The 17803-nt window shown below is 62.3% G+C and carries 17 protein-coding genes; 6 read left to right on the top strand and 11 right to left on the bottom strand.

The window, feature by feature from the left end; genetic code table 11:
- Window positions 1-9 precede the first annotated feature (9 nt).
- The 5 genes from infB to pnp all read left to right on the top strand — a co-directional run bounded on the left by infB (window position 10) and on the right by pnp (window position 6893).
- On the top strand, window positions 10-2955 hold the full coding sequence (infB, locus tag ACYQ4Z_RS05670) for a translation initiation factor IF-2 (RefSeq protein WP_459860313.1): 2946 nt from the start codon (window positions 10-12) through the stop codon (window positions 2953-2955).
- Between the two features lie 10 nt (window positions 2956-2965).
- Entirely contained in the window at window positions 2966-3385 is a 420-nt protein-coding gene (rbfA, locus tag ACYQ4Z_RS05665) for a 30S ribosome-binding factor RbfA (protein ID WP_119335328.1), read from the top strand.
- Window positions 3360-4424 carry a tRNA pseudouridine(55) synthase TruB gene (gene truB / locus ACYQ4Z_RS05660; protein ID WP_459860312.1) on the top strand — a complete coding sequence of 355 codons (1065 nt, stop codon included), beginning with the start codon at window positions 3360-3362 and terminating at the stop codon, window positions 4422-4424. The genes rbfA and truB overlap by 26 nt, the downstream gene beginning before the upstream one ends.
- The gene (gene rpsO, locus ACYQ4Z_RS05655) at window positions 4414-4680 is read left to right on the top strand and encodes a 30S ribosomal protein S15 (RefSeq protein WP_119335326.1); all 267 of its coding nucleotides are present in this window, start codon (window positions 4414-4416) and stop codon (window positions 4678-4680) included. The genes truB and rpsO overlap by 11 nt, the downstream gene beginning before the upstream one ends.
- 71 nt (window positions 4681-4751) lie before the next feature.
- Window positions 4752-6893, top strand: coding sequence for a polyribonucleotide nucleotidyltransferase (pnp, locus tag ACYQ4Z_RS05650; protein WP_119335325.1), 2142 nt, complete (start codon window positions 4752-4754; stop codon window positions 6891-6893).
- A gap of 131 nt (window positions 6894-7024) precedes the next feature.
- Here pnp and dacB read toward each other — a convergent pair whose 3' ends face one another.
- The 9 genes from dacB to ACYQ4Z_RS05605 form a co-directional block, all read right to left on the bottom strand.
- Window positions 7025-8461, bottom strand: a complete 1437-nt coding sequence (gene dacB, locus ACYQ4Z_RS05645) for a D-alanyl-D-alanine carboxypeptidase/D-alanyl-D-alanine endopeptidase (RefSeq protein WP_459860311.1) — start codon at window positions 8459-8461, stop codon at window positions 7025-7027.
- A gap of 17 nt (window positions 8462-8478) precedes the next feature.
- Window positions 8479-9759, bottom strand: a complete 1281-nt coding sequence (gene lysA / locus ACYQ4Z_RS05640) for a diaminopimelate decarboxylase (RefSeq protein ID WP_459860310.1) — start codon at window positions 9757-9759, stop codon at window positions 8479-8481.
- On the bottom strand, window positions 9746-9955 hold the full coding sequence (gene lptM / locus ACYQ4Z_RS05635) for an LPS translocon maturation chaperone LptM (RefSeq protein ID WP_459860309.1): 210 nt from the start codon (window positions 9953-9955) through the stop codon (window positions 9746-9748). The genes lysA and lptM overlap by 14 nt, the downstream gene beginning before the upstream one ends.
- A gap of 160 nt (window positions 9956-10115) precedes the next feature.
- Complete coding sequence (locus tag ACYQ4Z_RS05630) at window positions 10116-10703, bottom strand: phasin family protein (protein WP_219971690.1); 588 nt, start codon at window positions 10701-10703, stop codon at window positions 10116-10118.
- A gap of 100 nt (window positions 10704-10803) precedes the next feature.
- Window positions 10804-11592: an enoyl-CoA hydratase gene (locus tag ACYQ4Z_RS05625; RefSeq protein ID WP_119335321.1), complete on the bottom strand. Its 789-nt coding sequence runs from the start codon at window positions 11590-11592 to the stop codon at window positions 10804-10806.
- The gene (lptA, locus tag ACYQ4Z_RS05620) at window positions 11589-12146 is read right to left on the bottom strand and encodes a lipopolysaccharide transport periplasmic protein LptA (RefSeq protein WP_119335320.1); all 558 of its coding nucleotides are present in this window, start codon (window positions 12144-12146) and stop codon (window positions 11589-11591) included. Before lptA ends, ACYQ4Z_RS05625 begins: the two co-directional genes overlap by 4 nt.
- A gap of 2 nt (window positions 12147-12148) precedes the next feature.
- On the bottom strand, window positions 12149-12778 hold the full coding sequence (gene lptC, locus ACYQ4Z_RS05615; protein WP_459860308.1) for an LPS export ABC transporter periplasmic protein LptC: 630 nt from the start codon (window positions 12776-12778) through the stop codon (window positions 12149-12151).
- The gene (locus ACYQ4Z_RS05610; protein ID WP_459860307.1) at window positions 12775-13308 is read right to left on the bottom strand and encodes a KdsC family phosphatase; all 534 of its coding nucleotides are present in this window, start codon (window positions 13306-13308) and stop codon (window positions 12775-12777) included. Before ACYQ4Z_RS05610 ends, lptC begins: the two co-directional genes overlap by 4 nt.
- Window positions 13309-14307, bottom strand: a complete 999-nt coding sequence (locus tag ACYQ4Z_RS05605) for a KpsF/GutQ family sugar-phosphate isomerase (RefSeq protein ID WP_459860306.1) — start codon at window positions 14305-14307, stop codon at window positions 13309-13311. It lies immediately after the preceding gene.
- Window positions 14308-14365: 58 nt separating this feature from the next.
- Between ACYQ4Z_RS05605 and ACYQ4Z_RS05600 the strand changes: the two genes are divergently transcribed.
- Window positions 14366-16348, top strand: coding sequence for a monovalent cation:proton antiporter-2 (CPA2) family protein (locus ACYQ4Z_RS05600; RefSeq protein ID WP_459860305.1), 1983 nt, complete (start codon window positions 14366-14368; stop codon window positions 16346-16348).
- Window positions 16349-16394: 46 nt separating this feature from the next.
- Here the strand turns inward: ACYQ4Z_RS05600 and ACYQ4Z_RS05595 are convergent, their stop codons facing one another.
- Both ACYQ4Z_RS05595 and ACYQ4Z_RS05590 read right to left on the bottom strand, forming a co-directional pair.
- On the bottom strand, window positions 16395-16994 hold the full coding sequence (locus tag ACYQ4Z_RS05595) for a FlgO family outer membrane protein (protein ID WP_219971662.1): 600 nt from the start codon (window positions 16992-16994) through the stop codon (window positions 16395-16397).
- Window positions 16994-17677, bottom strand: a complete 684-nt coding sequence (locus ACYQ4Z_RS05590) for a FlgO family outer membrane protein (RefSeq protein WP_119335314.1) — start codon at window positions 17675-17677, stop codon at window positions 16994-16996. The genes ACYQ4Z_RS05595 and ACYQ4Z_RS05590 overlap by 1 nt, the downstream gene beginning before the upstream one ends.
- Window positions 17678-17803 lie beyond the last annotated feature (126 nt).

The following is a 17803-nucleotide window of genomic DNA, read 5'->3' as shown; positions in this document are numbered from 1 at the left end:
GGAGCCGCCATGGATACCGAAAACGTCAAAGCCTTTGCGCAAGAGTTGGGCGTCCCTGTTGCCAAACTGATCACCCAATTGAGGGAAGCCGGAGTGGCTGCCGAGGGCCCCGATAGTCCCCTCACTGCAGACGACAAAGCCAAACTCCTCGATTACCTGAAGCGCCAACACGGTGCTGCGGGTGAGAAACGCATCACGCTCAAACGCAAGGAGACCACTGCGATCCGAGCGACCGATGCCTCTGGGCGCGCTCGCACGGTGCAGGTCGAAGTGCGCAAAAAAAGGGTCTTGGTGAAGAAAGAAGCAATTCTGGCGAAGACGCAGGAAGAGAAAGCGAAGGTGGAAGCCGCACTGCGTGCTGGCGAAACGCCCCCGCCGGCACCGAGCGTTTCCGAGCCACAAGCGCACGCTTTAGATGCAGCCAAAACGGAAACGGCACACGCAACCTTACCGGTTGCCGAAGCGGTTGCCCAACCGAGCAAAAAAATCCCAGAAAGCGCGCGCACGCAAACGGAAGCAGTAGGTTCTTCCACTACGGAAGAGAAGGCTGCCGTGCCGCAGGGTGATGTGACCGACGTATCCGCCCAGGCGGAATCGAACGCACCCACCGAGGCGGCGCAGCCAGAAGCTGCACCTCAGGCCCCGGAAGCGGACGGCAAGACGCAGCGGGTCGCTGAGCCGGGTAAAGGCAGTGCCAAGCGCAAAGCGAAAGCGCAGAAAGCAGAAGAGGCGAAGCCGACCGAAGCGGTTGCGAAGGATCGGACTTTGCACCCGGTTTTGTCTCCGGAAGAGCTCGAGCGGCGCCGCCTCGAAGCCGAGCGGCAAGCGAAACTGCGCGCGATTCAGGAAGCGGAACTGCGCGAACGTCGGGCGCGTGAAGCGGCGCGGCAGGCAGCCAAACAAGCAGAGGCTGCCGAAAAGGCTGCCGCTGAGGAGGAGAAGAAGCCCGAAGCGGACAGTAGCGCTTTATCAGAGACCCCTGCTGCGGTAGCAGCGGATGCGGCCAAGAAGGCAAAAGAGAAAGGCAAGAAAAACAAGGAGAAAGAGCGCGAAGAGCGGGCCAACCGCAAGGGTGGCCTCAAGGTGCGCGCGCTCGACGATGGCGAGAGCGGCTGGAAAGGGAAAGGAACCAAGAAGAAGGGCACCAAACGCCAGCAGCGCGACGAAGCCCACGGTTTCCAAGCCCCCGCCGAACCGATCGTGCGCGAAGTCCATGTTCCCGAAACGATCACGGTGGCCGAATTGGCGCACGCGATGGCGGTCAAAGCGGTCGACCTCATCAAGACGTTGATGAAATTGGGGGTGATGGCGACGATCAACCAGGTGCTCGACCAAGAGACCGCAATGCTCGCGGTCGAAGAGATGGGGCACAAGGCGGTTGCAGCGAAACTCGACGACCCCGACGCGTTCCTGGAAACGTTTGGCGCCGAACTCGACCGGACACCCGAACCGCGGCCGCCGGTCGTCACGGTGATGGGGCACGTCGACCACGGTAAGACGTCGCTCTTGGACTATATCCGCCGCACCAAAGTGGCTGCCGGTGAAGCAGGGGGCATCACCCAGCACATCGGCGCGTACCACGTCGAGACGCCCAAAGGGGTGGTGACCTTCCTCGATACTCCGGGCCACGAGGCGTTTACCGCAATGCGGGCCCGTGGGGCGCAGGCAACCGACGTCGTCGTCCTGGTCGTTGCAGCTGATGACGGCGTGATGCCACAGACCCGCGAGGCGATCCACCACGCCAAAGCAGCCGGCGTGCCGATCGTCGTCGCCGTGAACAAAATCGACAAGCCCGAAGCGAACCCGGATCGTGTCCGCCAGGAGCTGGTTGCCGAAGGGGTGATTCCGGAAGAGTACGGTGGGGACACCATTTTCGTCAATGTCTCGGCGAAGACCGGGCAAGGCATCGATGATCTCTTGGAGTCGATCCTGCTGGTGGCCGAGGTGCTCGAGCTCAAGGCGCCGAAAACGGGCCCCGCGAAAGGGTTGGTGATCGAAGCGCGGCTCGACCGCGGGCGCGGGCCGGTTGCCACCGTTTTGGTGCAAAGCGGGACACTTCACAAAGGGGACGTCGTCTTGGCGGGTGCCACGTGGGGTCGTGTGCGCGCGATGCTCGACGAAACCGGGCGGCAGATCGACGAAGCAGGCCCCTCGATGCCCGCGGAGATCCTGGGCCTCGAGGAGGTGCCGCAAGCGGGTGAAGCGTTCTACGTCTTGCCGGACGAGCGGAAAGCACGGGAGATCGCCCTCTACCGCCAAGGCAAGTATCGTGAACAGAAACTGGCGAAGAGCCAAGCGCTCAAACTGGAAAACCTCTTCGACCAGATGGGGCAGGGCGATGTCAAGAAATTGCCGATCATCGTCAAGGCCGACGTTCAGGGTTCTGCCGAGGCGCTTTCCCAAGCGCTCACCAAGCTCTCCACCGACGAAGTTCAGGTGCAGGTCGTCCATACCGGCGTGGGCGGGATCACCGAAAGCGACGTGAACCTGGCGCAGGCTTCTGGCGCCGTGATCATCGGTTTCAACGTGCGGGCCGACGCGAACGCCCGCAAACTGGCCGAGACCTACGACGTCGACATCCGCTACTACAACATCATTTACGATGCGGTCGACGAAGTCAAAGCGGCGATGGCCGGCCTCCTGTCGCCTGAGCGCAAGGAAGAGACCTTGGGGCTCGTCGAAGTGCGCCAGACCTTCCGCGTGCCGAAAGTGGGAACCGTCGCTGGCTGCTACGTCCTCGAAGGGGTGGTACGCCGCAACGCCCGCGTTCGGGTGTTGCGCGACAACGTGGTGATTTACGAAGGCGAACTCGATTCGCTCAAACGGTTCAAAGAGGACGTGCGTGAGGTCAAAGCGGGTTACGAGTGTGGGCTTTCGATCAAGAACTTCCAAGATATCAAGGAAGGTGATCAGATCGAGGTCTTCGAAGTGAAAGAGGTTGCACGCACGCTGTAAGGAGCGATCGATGCCCAAAGACTTTCCCCGCGCCCGACGCGTTGCGGATGCGATCCAACAGCACCTGGCCGAGCTTATCCGGCGCGAGGTAAAAGACCCGCGCGTTGGCGTGGTCACGATTACCGCGGTCGAGGTCTCGAACGATCTGTCGCACGCGAAGGTGTACCTCTCCAGTTGGGAAGGGGCGGAACGGGTTCGCGAGGCGATTGCCGGGCTCGAACGTGCCAAAGGTTTCCTGCGCCAGCATTTGGCGAAGCGATTGACCACGTATAAGGTGCCACAGCTCCATTTTTTCCACGATACGTCGATTGAGCGCGGCGTTGCGCTCACGCAACTCATCGACCGCGTCGCAGCCGAACGCGCAAGCGACGTAGTGCGAACGGATGAAATAGCGGAGCGTGACGATGGCGCGACACAGCGACGCGATTGACGGGGTTGCGCTCCTTAATAAGCCGAGCGGCCTTTCGAGCAACCAGGCGTTGCAGCAACTGCGGCGCCACCTTGCCGCCGCGAAAGCGGGGCACGGCGGAACGCTCGACCCGATGGCGACGGGGTTGTTGCTGATCGCGTTTGGTGAAGCGACCAAATTCGCCCAAGCGTGGTTGGAGGCCGACAAGACCTATACGTTTCGCGTGGTTTTCGGCGCAGCGACCGACACCGGTGACGCGACGGGTGCGGTCGTGCGCACTGCGGAAACTTCGGTGACCGAAACGGCGCTGCAGGCGGTATTGCCCCAATTCCTGGGTGAAATCGAACAGATTCCACCGATGGTCTCGGCGTTGAAGCGGGACGGTAAACCGCTCTATCAGTTGGCGCGCGAAGGGGAGACGGTGGCGCGGGAACCGCGGCGGGTGACGATCCACCTGATGGAATGTATCGCGTTCGATGAAGCCGCGCAACGCGCGGTGCTGCGCGCCACCGTCAGCAAAGGGACCTATATCCGCGCGCTGGCCGAAGCGATCGGGACGACGCTTGGCGTTCCGGCGCACGTCGATCAGCTGCACCGCGACGCGGTTGGGCCCTTTTCGTGTGACGCAGCTTTGTCGCTGGCGGCGTGGTGCGCACTTCCTTCGGAACACGCGCGCGCGCGGCTGCTGCCGGTCGACACCCTCGTTCGTCACCTGCCTGCAATCGCTCTGGACTCGGACCAGGCCGAGCGTTTTCGGCACGGGCAGCCGGTGACGCTTCGCGAGCGCACGAATGCACATCGCTTGGCACCGCAATCAAACAGCGGGGTGCAACTGCGCGCAACGGAACGGGCACTATCGGTTCGCGTCTACCTTCGCGACGGGACCGGTTACCGGTTTTTGGGTGTCGGCGAATGGCAGCTGCAGGCTGGGGTCTTGTCGCCCAAGCGAGTTGTTGCTAAACTACTGCATTCTTCGCCAACGCTGCCTGAAGCCATCGGGAATGACGTTGTCTGGAACCGAACCTTTGAGGATGTGAAAGAGTACCGTTATGCTGGATAAAGAAACCAAAGCGAAAATCGTTGCCGAATTCGGTCGCGGCCAAAACGACACCGGTTCGGTGGAAGTCCAGGTGGCGCTCCTTACTGCCCGTATCAACGGGTTGCAAGGGCATTTCGCTACCCACAAGAAAGACCACCATTCGCGTCGTGGTCTGTTGAAAATGGTCTCACAGCGTCGGCGGCTCTTGGATTACCTGAAGCGGACCGACCCTGACCGTTACCTTGCCCTGATTCAACGTCTGGGGCTGCGCAAATAACCGCTTATTCACACGAAGAAGAGCCCTCGTCCCCGACGAGGGCTCTTCGGTTTCGGGAGACACAAAACGCTATGCCACAAGCAGTCAGCAAAACCTTTACCTTTGGCCAGCACACCGTTCGCATCGAGACGGGGGAAATGGCACGCCAAGCAAGCGGTGCCGTGCTGGTCGACATGGACGAAACGGTGGTGCTCGCCACCGTCGTCGCCGCCAAAGAGGCGAAAGAGGGGCAAGATTTCTTCCCGCTCACCGTCGATTACATGGAAAAGTTTTACGCTTCGGGGCGTATCCCTGGCGGCTTTTTCAAGCGGGAAGGGCGTCCGAGCGAAAAAGAGACCTTGACGTCGCGCCTCATCGACCGCCCCATTCGTCCCCTCTTTCCGGACGGTTTCACCAACGAAGTGCAGGTGATCGTCCAGGTGTTGTCGCTCAATCCCGAGATAGACGGCGATATTCCGGCGATGATCGCTGCAAGCGCGGCGCTTTCGCTTTCCGGGATTCCGTTCCAAGGCCCCGTGGGGGCGTGCCGGGTGGGGTACATCGATGGCCAATACGTACTCAACCCAACGCAAAGCGCGCTCAAAACGAGCGCGCTCGACCTCGTCGTCGCAGGTACCGAAAACGCGGTGCTGATGGTCGAGTCGGAAGCGAAAGAGCTTCCTGAAGAGGTGATGCTCGGCGCGGTGGTCTTTGGCCACGAACAGATGCAGGTCGCGATCGAAGCGATCCGCGAACTGGTTGCCGAAGCGGGCAAACCCGCTTGGGATTGGCAGCCGCCGCAGCCCAACGAAGCGCTCAAAGCGCGCATCCGGGAACTGGCGCATGAGCGGCTGTCGGCAGCGTTCGCGATTCCAGCCAAGCAGGCGCGCAACGACGCGCTCAAGGCGATTCGCGCCGACGTGACGCAAGCGGTGCTCGAATCGTTCGAGCCGATGCCGTCCCTCAACGAAATCAACGCGATCCTTTTCGACCTGGAGTCGGAAATCGTTCGCGGCCGCATCCTCGCGGGCGAACCGCGCATCGACGGGCGCGATACCCGCACCGTGCGCCCCATCGACATCCGTGTCGGCGTTTTGCCGCGCACCCACGGTTCGTGCCTGTTCACCCGTGGCGAAACCCAGGCGCTGGCGGTGGCGACGCTCGGAACGGGGCGGGATGAGCAGATCATCGACGCGCTGGCGGGCGAATACCGCGAACCGTTCATGCTCCACTACAATTTCCCGCCGTTTTCGACCGGCGAAACCGGGCGTTTCGGGGTTCCCAAGCGGCGTGAAATCGGCCACGGCAACCTGGCGAAACGGGCGCTGAAAGCGCTCATCCCCAGCCAGGAAGCGTTTCCGTATACGATCCGCGTCGTTTCCGAAATCCTCGAATCGAACGGGTCGAGTTCGATGGCCACCGTCTGTTCGTCGTCACTCGCGTTGATGGACGCAGGGGTGCCCCTCAAGAAGCATGTCGCAGGAGTGGCGATGGGGCTCATCAAAGAGGGGAACCGTTTCGCAGTCCTCACCGATATCCTTGGCGACGAAGACCATCTTGGTGATATGGATTTCAAGGTCGCGGGAACCGAGGATGGCGTCACTGCACTGCAGATGGACATCAAGATCCAAGGGATCACTAAAGAGATCATGCAGGTGGCGCTCGCGCAAGCCAAAGAGGCGCGTCTGCACATCCTGGGGTTGATGCGCGAGGCGATGGGCGAAGCGCGCGGTGAGCTCTCTGCCTACGCCCCCCGCATGGCACAGATCAAGATCCATCCCGACAAGATCCGCGACGTGATCGGCAAAGGCGGGGCGGTGATCCGGGCGCTGCAGGAAGAGACCGGTACGGTGATCGAGATCGCCGAAGACGGTACCGTGACCATCTCCTCTTCGAGTGCCGCTGGAATCGACGCAGCGAAAGAGCGCATTGCGGCGATCACCGCAGAAGTCGAGGTCGGAAAAGAGTACGAAGGGACGGTCCTCAAGATTCTCGACTTCGGTGCGATCGTAAACATCCTCCCCGGCCGCGATGGGCTGTTGCACATCTCACAGATCGCGAACGAGCGCGTCAATAATGTCTCCGATTACGTCAAAGAGGGGCAAAAAATCCGCGTCAAAGTGCTCGAGACCGACGATCGCGGCCGGATCAAACTTTCGCTCAAAGGGGTCGCGCAGGAGGAACGCGGCGCGGCATCCACGGAAGGCGCCACAACCGAAGAAGGCGCGCAATAGCGCCGTCACGCCCGCGGCCACAGGCGCCCCGCGATCCGAACGCGCTGCGGGTTTTTCCTCACCGATCAGCGCTTCGCAAAACGCCAAACCCAGCGGTGGATTTGGCGTTTATTCGTTGCGCGCAGCGGTGGTCAGCCGTGTTGTGCCAACCACGTCAGAAGCAGGGGAAAAACCGAAGCGGCAGCGGATGCGTTGGGGTGTTGCAGCAGGATCGCGACCACGTACGGCCTGCCGTTGCGGTCCCGTGCATACCCGGCAAGCGCCCGTACGTCGCGCAACGTCCCGGTCTTGACGTGTGCGTCACCGGCGAGCGGATGGTGGTGGTACCGACGTCGTGCGGTACCGTCTTCCCCGAGGCGTGGAAGCCCGGCAAAAAATTCGGCAGCGTAGTTCTGTTGCGACACATAGGTGAGGAGTTGCGCGAGTGTCCGAGCCGTGATGCGTGCGGTGCGCGAAAGTCCTGCACCGTTGTCGATCACCGTATGGCCGTCGTCGATCCCGCGCGCACGCAGAAGCGCCAACGCTGCGTCGCGTCCGGCTGCGACATGGTCCGAAGCATCGGGCGCAGTTTCGTACCCGATGAGGGCAAGCAGCTGACGTGCGATCACGTTGTTCGACCATTTGTTCATCTGATACGCGATTTCGGTGAGGGTCGGCGATTCGCTCGCCGCGATGCGAAACGGGGCGCGCGCGCGTTCTGGGCGTGCCAATTTTGGGTCGATCGTCCCGCCCAGTTCTTGCCAGATCGCGGTCAAGAGCCATTCGACGTAACGGTTCGGGTCTGGCGGCGCGAGCGCCAACGTCTGGGTGCCGCACGCGATCGGGTAGCGCCCAGAGAGCACGAGGCGGTTGGAGACGAACGTTGCCTCAACCAAATGGCGCACCTCTTGCGGACATCCCCCTGGCACAGCAGTTAGGGCTTGGGTATCGAGCGGCAGAGGAAGGGGAGGGTGGGTGGTGGCGACCACCCTTGTTCCGTCAGGGTGTGGGGTAAGGGTCACGACGATCGCGTTGAAGTGCGCGAGCGCCGCCGCCGGTCCTTGGGTATAGGGGGCTTGTCCGCGCCCATCGAACGCGTTGGGGTCCCAGTGCGGCAGACGAAGCGCGGGCGCAGTGACGGTAAAGCCCGCGATGCGACGAATGCCCATCGCGCGTGCGGTGCGAAGGAGCGTCCACAACCACTCGGCAGTGAGTGCCGGATCGCCATCGTGGACGAGCTCAAGCGTCCCATAGAGCGTCTCTCCCTGCCATTCGGCACGGGTTTGCAACACGACCTGCCATCGTGCGCTCGCGCCAAAGGTTTCGAACGCGGCAAAGGTAGTAATGAGCTTCATCACCGAAGCGGGGTTGCGCGGGGTGTCCGCGTGGTAGTAGAGTTTTGGCCCGTCGCGGCCGTCAAGCGGCGCGATCCAGACGGAGAGCGATTCGGTGGGGATACCCGCTTGGGTAAGGGTTTTGGCGACCGCGCTGGGCAATCCCGCAGCAAGTAGCAGTTCGGGCAGGAGAAGCAGCAAAAAAGCAAGCGGGCAGGCAAGTGGAGCGCGCGCCTGGGGCCCCTTTTTCGCCATCGTCGGGACGCCGCGCCTTACGCGTTGGGCAGCAGCGCGAACTCGTCCGCCCACAGTTGCTCCCGTTTCTCACGGGGTCGGATGAGCTGGTGGCTGCTGTCGCGCACCAAAACCTCGGCGGCGCGGGGGCGGGTATTGTAATTCGAGCTCATCGTCATGCCGTAGGCACCTGCGCAGAGAACGGCAAGCAGGTCGCCCACTGCGACAGCGAGCGTGCGGCCCAGACCAAGGAAATCCCCCGTTTCGCACACCGGCCCGACGACGTCGCCAGTACGCGGCAGGCACTCGGGGCGGTCGACGACCGGGACGATCTCATGCCACGCTTCGTAGAGTGCCGGTCGCATCAGGTCGTTCATCGCGGCGTCGACGACGAAGAAGGTATGGTCATCGCGGATTTTGACGTATTCGACACGGGTGAGCAACAGCCCCGCCGCACCGACGAGGGAGCGACCGGGCTCGACAGCGAGCCGTTCGGGACGACCAGCGAAAACCGCACGCAGGCGACGCAGCGTTTGGGCGACGTCCAGCGGCGATTCGTCGCGATAGCGAATCCCGATGCCACCGCCGAGATCGATCGTGGTGAGCCGAATGCCCTCATCAGCGAGCTCTTCGACAAAACGACGGATTCGTTCCGCGGCCTCAATGAGTGGCGCGTCGTCAATCAGTTGCGAGCCGATGTGGCAGGCGACCCCGACCACGGACAACGCGGGATGGTCCATCGCTTGCCGGTAGCCGAGGCACGCTTCGTCAAGAGTGACACCGAATTTGCTGCGCGCCAGACCCGTGGCGATATAGGGATGGGTTTTCGGGTCGACGTCCGGGTTGACGCGGAAACTGATCGGTGCCGTGACACCGTGCGCGTGCGCGATCGTCGCGATGCGTTCGAGTTCGGGGAGCGACTCGACGTGAAACGCGCCAATGCCGAGTTCGAGTGCGCGTTCGATCTCCCAGACGGCTTTGCCGACACCGGAGAAAACCACCGTTTCCGGTTTTCCGCCTGCTGCGACCACCCGTTCGAGTTCGCCACCCGAGACGATGTCGAAGCCCGCGCCGAGCTCGGCGAAAAGGCGCAGGATCGACAGGTTGCTGTTCGCCTTGACCGCATAATGGATCGTGCCGGCTTCTGGGGGCAGCCCTTCGCGATAGGCTGCCCACGCCGCGCGGATCGCCGCTTCGGAATAGACGTAGCAGGGTGTGCCGTAGCTTTCTGCGATCGCAGTCAATGGGGTTGCTTCCAAGATGAGCGTCCCATTTCGGCGAGAGAGGGTCGGCATGGGAAAAAGGTCAAACGGCGTCATGATCGTGGCTGGGTTCCAATGGGGTTGCTTGGGTTGGTGCAGCTGCTGCAGCAGTGGGTGGGTGCATCCGCGGCGCCTCATGTGCGGAATCCCCTTGGGGGCTCGGTTGTTTGGGCGGCAGGGTCAATGGCCCTTTGACGCCACAGGCAGTGAGTGCAAGCGCGCACGGAACAAGCAACAGCAATCTCAGACGCATGGCCGGTTCGTCGCAACAAAAGCGAAATCGTAACAAAGGAGCGGCGCTTTTGCCAAACAAAACGCCCTGCACGAAACAGGGCGTTGAGGATCCTGGAACTGAGGGCAACGCTCAGGTGATCTGCACGCACCCCCACAACCGGTGTGGTGTCAGCCGCGCATTACGCCGACTTCTTCGCGCCCGCAGCCGGTTGCGCTTTTTGCGCGGTTTGCGCAGCGGTGCTCACCGCTTTGGTCGCGGCGTTCGCCGCGGCGGAGAGGTTCGCTTCGACGATTTCATTCACCTGCTGGAACGCTTTCTGAATGTTTTCGTAGGCAGCGCTCGTAGCGGCCAATGCCGACTTCGCGGCGTTGATCGCGACTTCCGAACCCGCAGGGGCCGATTTGGCCAGGTTGTCGAGGAGCTCTGCGATCTCTTTGTTGATTGCGTTGATCTGCTCTTCGGCGACCTTGCTGAGCTCGTTGCGGTGCTGTTTCAAAAGCTCCGCGACTTGACGCTGCTGGTTCACCAGCTCTTCGACGTTGCTGGTGACGAATTTCTGCACCTCTTGCCACGCAGCTTGCGGATCTTTTTGCGTCACGAGCGCTTGGCTTTGTTGCGCGAAACGCTCCATGTTGCCGCGCAGCATTTCGAGCGTGATGTTGGTGAGCTTTTCGCCGAGCGCGAAGTTTTGGTTGGCGATGGCGAGCCAGGCTTCCGAAATTTTGCGCTGGTTGTTGGCGAGTTGTTCAATGAATTGCGTGTTCATGGCGATACCTCCCGATGAGTTCAAAAATGTTGCAGTGCAACAATCCATACTATAGCGACCCATCGGGAGAAAGTCAACATTTTTTTGTGCAGTGCACAACTCAGCGGTTTTTGAACTGGGGCGGGCGTTTTTCCAGAAACGCCTTCATGCCCTCTTTCTGGTCTTCGAGCGCAAACGCGGCATGGAAGACGCGGCGCTCGAAGAGGAGCCCTTCGGCAAGCGAGCTTTCGAACGCACGGTTGACACACTCTTTGACCATCATCACCACGGGCAGCGAGTACGAGGCGATGGTCTGCGCGGCAGAGAGTGCCTCGTCGAGCAATCGGTCGACGGGGACGATCCGCGACACCAGCCCCGCACGTTCGGCCTCTTCCGCGTCCATGAAGCGCGCAGTAAGGCACATGTCCATCGCTTTTGCCTTTCCGACCGCACGGGGTAACCGCTGCGTTCCGCCGGCACCGGGTAGGATTCCGAGCTTGATCTCCGGTTGTCCGAACTTCGCGTTGTCGGCGGCAATGATGAAATCGCACATCATCGCCAACTCGCACCCGCCCCCCAGCGCATAGCCGGCAACCGCAGCGATGATCGGTTTGCGACAGGTCTTCACGCGCTCCCAGTTGCGGGTGATGTAGTCGGTTCGGTAGGCGTGCTGATAGTCGAACTCGGCCATCGCGCCGATGTCTGCACCCGCCGCGAAGGCCTTTTCGTTGCCGGTGATGACGATCGCGCCGATGGCGTCGTCGGCCTCAAAAGTGTCGAGCGCAGCGCCGATCGCATCGACCACCGCGTCATTGAGCGCGTTCATCCGTTCCGGGCGATTGATGCGGATCAGCCCGACCTTGCCATGGACTTCGGTCAATACGACGGATGAATGGCTGGTTTCATTCATGGTTTTTGCTCCTTGGGTGGGTTTTTGGGTTGAATGATCGCGCGCACCCGCCCGTTCGGGGCAGAGGAGGTCGCGCCGCTTTTGGTCACGCGATAGGTTTCGTTGACTACTTCATAGACGATCACCGCGCCTTCGACGATGTCGGCACCCGAGGTGACGCGGGCGCGGCCGGTCAGCGTCAAGCGTTCGGCCCGCGCGTCATAGTCGAGCCGTTCCGCTTGCCCCGTGATCCATTCGTCCGAACCCTCTTTCTGTTGGCGAAAGGTGGCCAAGCGCCCTTTGCCGATCGCGGTTCCGGTGCGAAACCCCTGGTCGTCCTGTGTCACGATCACCTCGTCGGCACGAATCTCCAGCGTACCTTGGCGCAGCAGGACGTTGCCTTCGAAGCGGTGGGTGCGTTCGCGTTCGTCGACGGTGATCCGGTCGGCGTCGATTGCAACCGGTTGGTCGCGATCGCTCTTTTTCGCGTAGAGTGGTCCGGGCAATGCCACGATCAGCGCTGTGAGTGCGGTCAACGCGAGCGGGCGTAAATGGCTGCAGACAAGCGTGCTCATCCTCATCCTTTACCGGGTCGTGCGGAGGGTGCGTTGGGTTGCGGTACGCGTTGCCGAGGCGAAGGCGGCGCCGGCCAGTGAACGTGCGCGTTTCCGGCCAAGACGATATGGGTGAAGTCGCGTTCGGCAGTCAGGGTATCACCGACAGCCCAACGCGCCCCTTGGAGTAACCAGGTTTGCGTCGCGCTACTGCCCCGCCCTTCATGGGGCCAGAGCGTCAGCGCTTCCGTTGCGAGCGCAAGCGGCGGGGCATCGAGCGTATCGCGGCGGATGCGCACCGTATTCCAAAGGTCGAGCCGCCCTTCGTTTTCGAGCCACCGCGCCTGTTGGGCGAATGCCACGGTATGGTATGGGGGGCGGAACGATTCGAACGTGACCTGAGTGAGCAGCAGTTGTGCACTGAGGCGTTCGTGGTCAAGCCGCGCCGCGGTGAGCGTCTGCTGCAACCGGCCCGATCGGTCATAGATGCGGGTGAAGGTCTGATAGGCGGTGCCGTCGATCTGCGGCGCCGGTGGCGAAGGGGGGGTGAGTGCGGCCATTTCGCGCTCAGCAAGCCACCAAAGCCCTGAGGCGATCACCGCCAACGCAGTCAAGAGGAGCGTGGTACGAGCGGTCGTTGCCGTCAACATCATGGCGCAGCGGACCCCAAAGCTTCTTGAACCAGCTGCTGGTAACGGTTTTGCGTTTTGAGCAGCCAATCACACACTTCACGGACGGCGCCGTGACCGCCAGGCAGCGCCGCACGGTAGTCGACGCGGGCGCAGACCTCCGGATGGGCGTCGGCAGGCGCCGCCGAAAACCCGCACTGGCAGAGAATTTCGAGATCGACGATGTCGTCGCCCATATATCCGGACTGTTGGCGCGTCAAGTTGCGCCGGGCAAGGATGGTTTGCAGCGTCGCGAGTTTGTCTTCGACACCCAAGTGGCATTCGTGTACACCGAGTTCGGCACAGCGCGCTTCGAGCGCTGCAGAGCGCCGCCCCGAGATCACCACGACGACGATTCCGGCGCGCATCAGCAGTTTCAGGCCGTGTCCATCGCGACTGTGAAAAACTTTTAGGGTTTCGCCGTCGGGACCGTAATAGAGGCGGCCGTCGGTCATCACCCCGTCGATGTCGAATCCCATCAGACGCACGGCGCGCGCTTTCGCTTGAGCATTCATCTAAATCACCTTGGCGTGCATCAAATCGTGCATATGGACCGCACCCGCAAGGGTTCCGTCTGCGTGCACGGCCAGGATGTGGTTGATGCGGTGCGTCTCCATGAAGTGGGCCGCTTCGGCGGCAAGCGCAGTTGCCGGGAGGGTTTTGGGGGCAGGGTGGGCGACGTCGCCGAAGCGGGCATGACGCCAGTCGGTACCCCGTTCGAGGAGGCGACGCAGGTCGCCGTCGGTGAAGATGCCACAGGGGCGGTCGCTGTCGTCGACCAGAATCACCATGCCCATGCCGCCTCGGGTCATGGTAAGGAGCGCTTCGGTAAAGGGGGTGTCAGCGCGAGCCACCGGGCAGCGGTCGCGCGGCCGCATCACGTCGGCAAGGCGCAGCAAGAGCCGCCGCCCGAGCGCTCCAGCCGGATGGGTGCGGGCGAAGTCGTCGGGGCCGAAACCACGCGCTTCCAGTAGGGCCATCGCCAGCGCGTCACCGAGCGCGAGCGTCGCCGTGGTGCTCGCAGTTGGCGCGATGTTGTGCGGGCACGCCTCTTGCGGTACAGAGACGTCGAGATGGACCTCGGCGGCTTGTGCGAGCGGCGAATGGGCTCGGCCGGTGATCGCGATGAGGTGGGCGCCGAAGCGTTTGATCGCTGGCAGGATGGTCAGAAGTTCGTCCGATTGACCCGAATAGGAGATCGCGATCACCACGTCTTCGGGTGTGATCATTCCGAGGTCGCCATGCGCGGCTTCCGCCGCATGGACGAAATAGGCGGGGGTGCCGGTCGAAGCCAGGGTGGCGGCGATCTTGCGCCCGATGTGGCCCGATTTCCCCACGCCGGTCACGATCACCCGCCCTTTGGCTTCGAGGATCACCGTGACGGCGCGGACGAAACTCTGGTCGCCCCGTAAGCGTGCTTTGACCGCCTCAAGCCCAGCGATTTCGATCGCCAATGTGGTTTCGCCCCGAGCGATCAGGTGCTCTGGGTCGATGGACGCTGACGATTCGGCCATGTTGTCCTTTCCACTATACTAGCGCGTAGTATAGCAAACCCATCTGTCGGGGAACGGAATGCACGAAAGCCTTTTTTTGCTGGTTGGGCTTCTGGCGGGGTCGGTGGTCGCGGTGGGCCTCACGCGGCAATTGGGCTTGCCGCCGATCATCGGCTATTTGATGGTCGGGGTGCTCGTCGGCCCCAGTACCCTCAATCTGGTTCGCGATCCTGCCACGGCGCAGTTCGTCGCTGAATTCGGCATCGTCTTTTTGATGTTTTCGATCGGTTTGGAATTTTCGCTGGGTCACCTCAAGGCGATGCGCCGCGTCGTCTTCGGCCTTGGGGCGATCCAGGTCTTGGTGACGATCGTGGTGTTGATGGGAATCGGTGGGGCCCTGGGGTTGCCGTGGATCGGTGCTTTCGTACTCGCCGCTGCGTTGGCGATGTCCTCGACGGCGATTTTGTCGAAATTGCTCACCGAGCGGATGGAGTTGGAAAAACCCCACGGGCGAGAAGTGATCGGCGTGTTGCTCTTTCAAGATCTCGCCGTGGTGCCGATCCTCATTTTGCTGCCTGCGCTCGGCAGGGGCGAAGCGGGGGGAGAGTGGCTCTTGCCGATGGGGCTGGCGCTGGTGAAAGCGGCGGTGGCGCTGGCGCTCGTGTTGCGCTTCGGCCAACCCGTGATGCGCCGCTGGTTCGGTTGGGTGGCGCGGCAACGCTCGAGTGAATTCTTCACGTTGAACGTCCTTTTGGTCACGATCGGCATGGCGATGCTTTCCGAGCTCCTGGGGTTGTCGCTCGCGCTCGGGGCTTTCCTGGCCGGGATGTTGATTGCCGAAACCGAATACCGCTACCAGGTGGAAGAGGATATCAAGCCGTTTCGCGACGTGCTCCTGGGGCTCTTTTTCATCACCGTCGGGATGTTTCTCGACATCGGCGTGGTGTTTCGCTTTCTGCCTTGGGTTGCGGTGACGATCGTGGTGGTGCTGATCCTCAAAGGGGTGATCGTTTGGGCAGGATCACGGGTGTTGGGCAGTGACGCAAGCACCGCACTGCGCTCCGCTTTGTGGTTGTGTACGGCGGGGGAGTTCGGTTTCGTGGTCCTTGCCTTGGGCGAGCGGCACGGGTTGATGCCCGAACCGTGGCCACAGGTAATCGCGGCGTCGCTGGTGTTGTCGATGTTGATCGCGCCGGTGATCGTGCAGTTTTCCGACAAGATCGTTTTGCGCGTGGTGGCGAGCGAATGGACGCGGCGCTCGTTGGAGCTCACGCAGATTGCGGCGCGGACGGTGAAGATCAAGGCGCCGGTACTGCTGCTGGGCTATGGTCGAACCGGGCAGCATATGGCTAAGCTCCTTGACCAGGAGGGAATCAGCGTGGTTGCGCTCGACCTCGATCCAGAACGGGTGCGGCGGGCGCAAGCGGCAGGGGAAAACGTCGTGTATGGGGATGCGGCGCGCACCGAGGTGCTCAAAGCGGCCGGGTTAATGCGGGCGCAAGCGGTGGTGGTCACCTTCGCCGATCGCGACGCAGCGCTGCGCATCCTATCGGCGGTTCAAGCGTTGCGGCCAGAGGCGCCCGTGGTGGTCCGGGTGCGTGATGAGGGCGACATCGAGCGGATGTTCGCCGCTGGCGCGTCCGAGGTGATTCCGGAAGCGATCGAGGTGGCCATCATGATGGCGGTGCAGACGTTGGCATTGATCGGGGTGCCGTTGCCGAAACTGGTACGCCGTCTGCGCGCGTTGCGCGAAGAGCGTTATGGGCTTTTCCGCGGTTTCTTTTCCGGGGTGAGCGACGCTGCGGATGAGGAACACGACGCAGACGGTGTCCGGCTCGATACCTTCGTGGTTGCCGACGATTCCCCGTGGGTCGGGCATACGCTCGGGGCGCTTGCGCTCGATACGTTGCGCGTCGAGGTGGTCGCGGTGCGGCGTCGGGGGATTCGCGGTGCGGCTCCGGACGCCAGTTTCCGTTTGCAGCGCGGGGATGCGCTGATCGTGCGCGGGGATATGGCGGCGCTCGAAGCGGCGCGCGAGCGCTTTCTTGCCGGGCCGGATTGAGCGTTGGGTGGTCGACGCGCGAAAAACTGGGGACGTGCTCGGGCGTTCAGTCCGTGAGACGCGAAGGCAGCGGCGTCAGGGGGTCGATACAGCGGCGCGGCAAGTAACCTCCTGCCATGGTCGTGGTGGTTTGCGTGGGCAGGTGGACTTGGCGGATGAAATAGCGGATGCGCTCGGTTCCTTCCAAACGGTAGGTGCCGACGAAAGCGAGCGGGTCCGCGGTGGTCGTGGTCATCAATTGCGCGACGTCGCGGGTGAGCGCGCGCAGCCCGGTTTCATCGAGGCGAAAGTCAGCTGCCAGTTCGACGGTACGGACCGGGCGCTGGCAACGTTGTTGCCACGCCAAGCGAAACTCTTCTCCAAGGCGTTTGCCGAGCCGTTGCGACCGGTAATCGTCAACGGCGACGAAATCGGTGATGACCACCGGGGTCGTGCACGCCAAGCCCTGGCAGCCGCACAGTTGCGCGGCGTCTGCACCCAGCCGCTCGTGCAGTAACGTGGCGCAATCGCTCAGCGATTCTGTGCGCGGTTCGACAACGGCCGGCTGCGCGCACGCTGCGAGCGTACTCGCTAGTGCGACCATCGCGAAGCGTTGCAGCCACTGGTGCCGTCTCGTCACGTGACTGCGGTCAGGGCGTTGTCGCATCAGTGGCCCCGAATGATCCGCATCGGGCGCAGGCTGTCGTGATCGGTGAGGAGATGGGCTACCTCGTCGTCGATGGGAAGCCGCACTTCAGAGCTGGCCACCACGACGCCGGTTGCGACATCGGTGATCCGTGCGTGGAGAATGACCTCGTTACTGGTCACGGTGTAAGTGCCCGTGAGTACGGCCGCAGCCGCATACTGGTATTCGAGCCGCTTGGGATCGCGGGAGAGGACGAACTCGCCCTCTGGCGTGACCGCAACCGCTTTACTGAGGCGCACGTCATAGAGGTTCCAGCCACGAACCTGCAAGCGCGCGACCAGCCCTTCGGTAAGCAGCCGCCCGAGCGGTGAGGTGTCGTCGATCCGGTCCAAGTTCACGAACGTCGCGGCGAGCACTGCGGGATAGGCGCTCTTGTGTTTGGTATTGGCGTCGAGCTGTTCCGCCATCAAGTTGAGCGCTTCGGTAACCGAAAGCGGGGCTGCGGTCGCTTGACGGTGCGGGCGGAACGCCGGGCGCATTTCGATCGACGGCATGGCAGCGCCGTACTCGGATGCGACGGCTTCGTGTCGCGCACCATTCGCGGTTGGGTTGGGGGTTTCTTGATGTGCGCTCACCGTGACCGACGAACAGCCGGCAGCCGTGAGTGCCGCAAAGAGAACCCCTAAGAGAGAACGCGGTGTCATGCTTTCGACTCCTGATGGTGCTTTGCCTCAATTATCGGCAACCCAGCGAAAAACTTTAGGGGATTTTACGGGGAAAAACGCGCGCAATTGCGCACGTTGCCGATCAGGTATAATGAGGACTTCGCT

It is taken from the genome of Hydrogenophilus hirschii (genome assembly GCF_054656675.1).
Note: the sequence above shows the minus strand (reverse complement) of the source record. Positions and strands in the feature narration are given on the sequence as shown.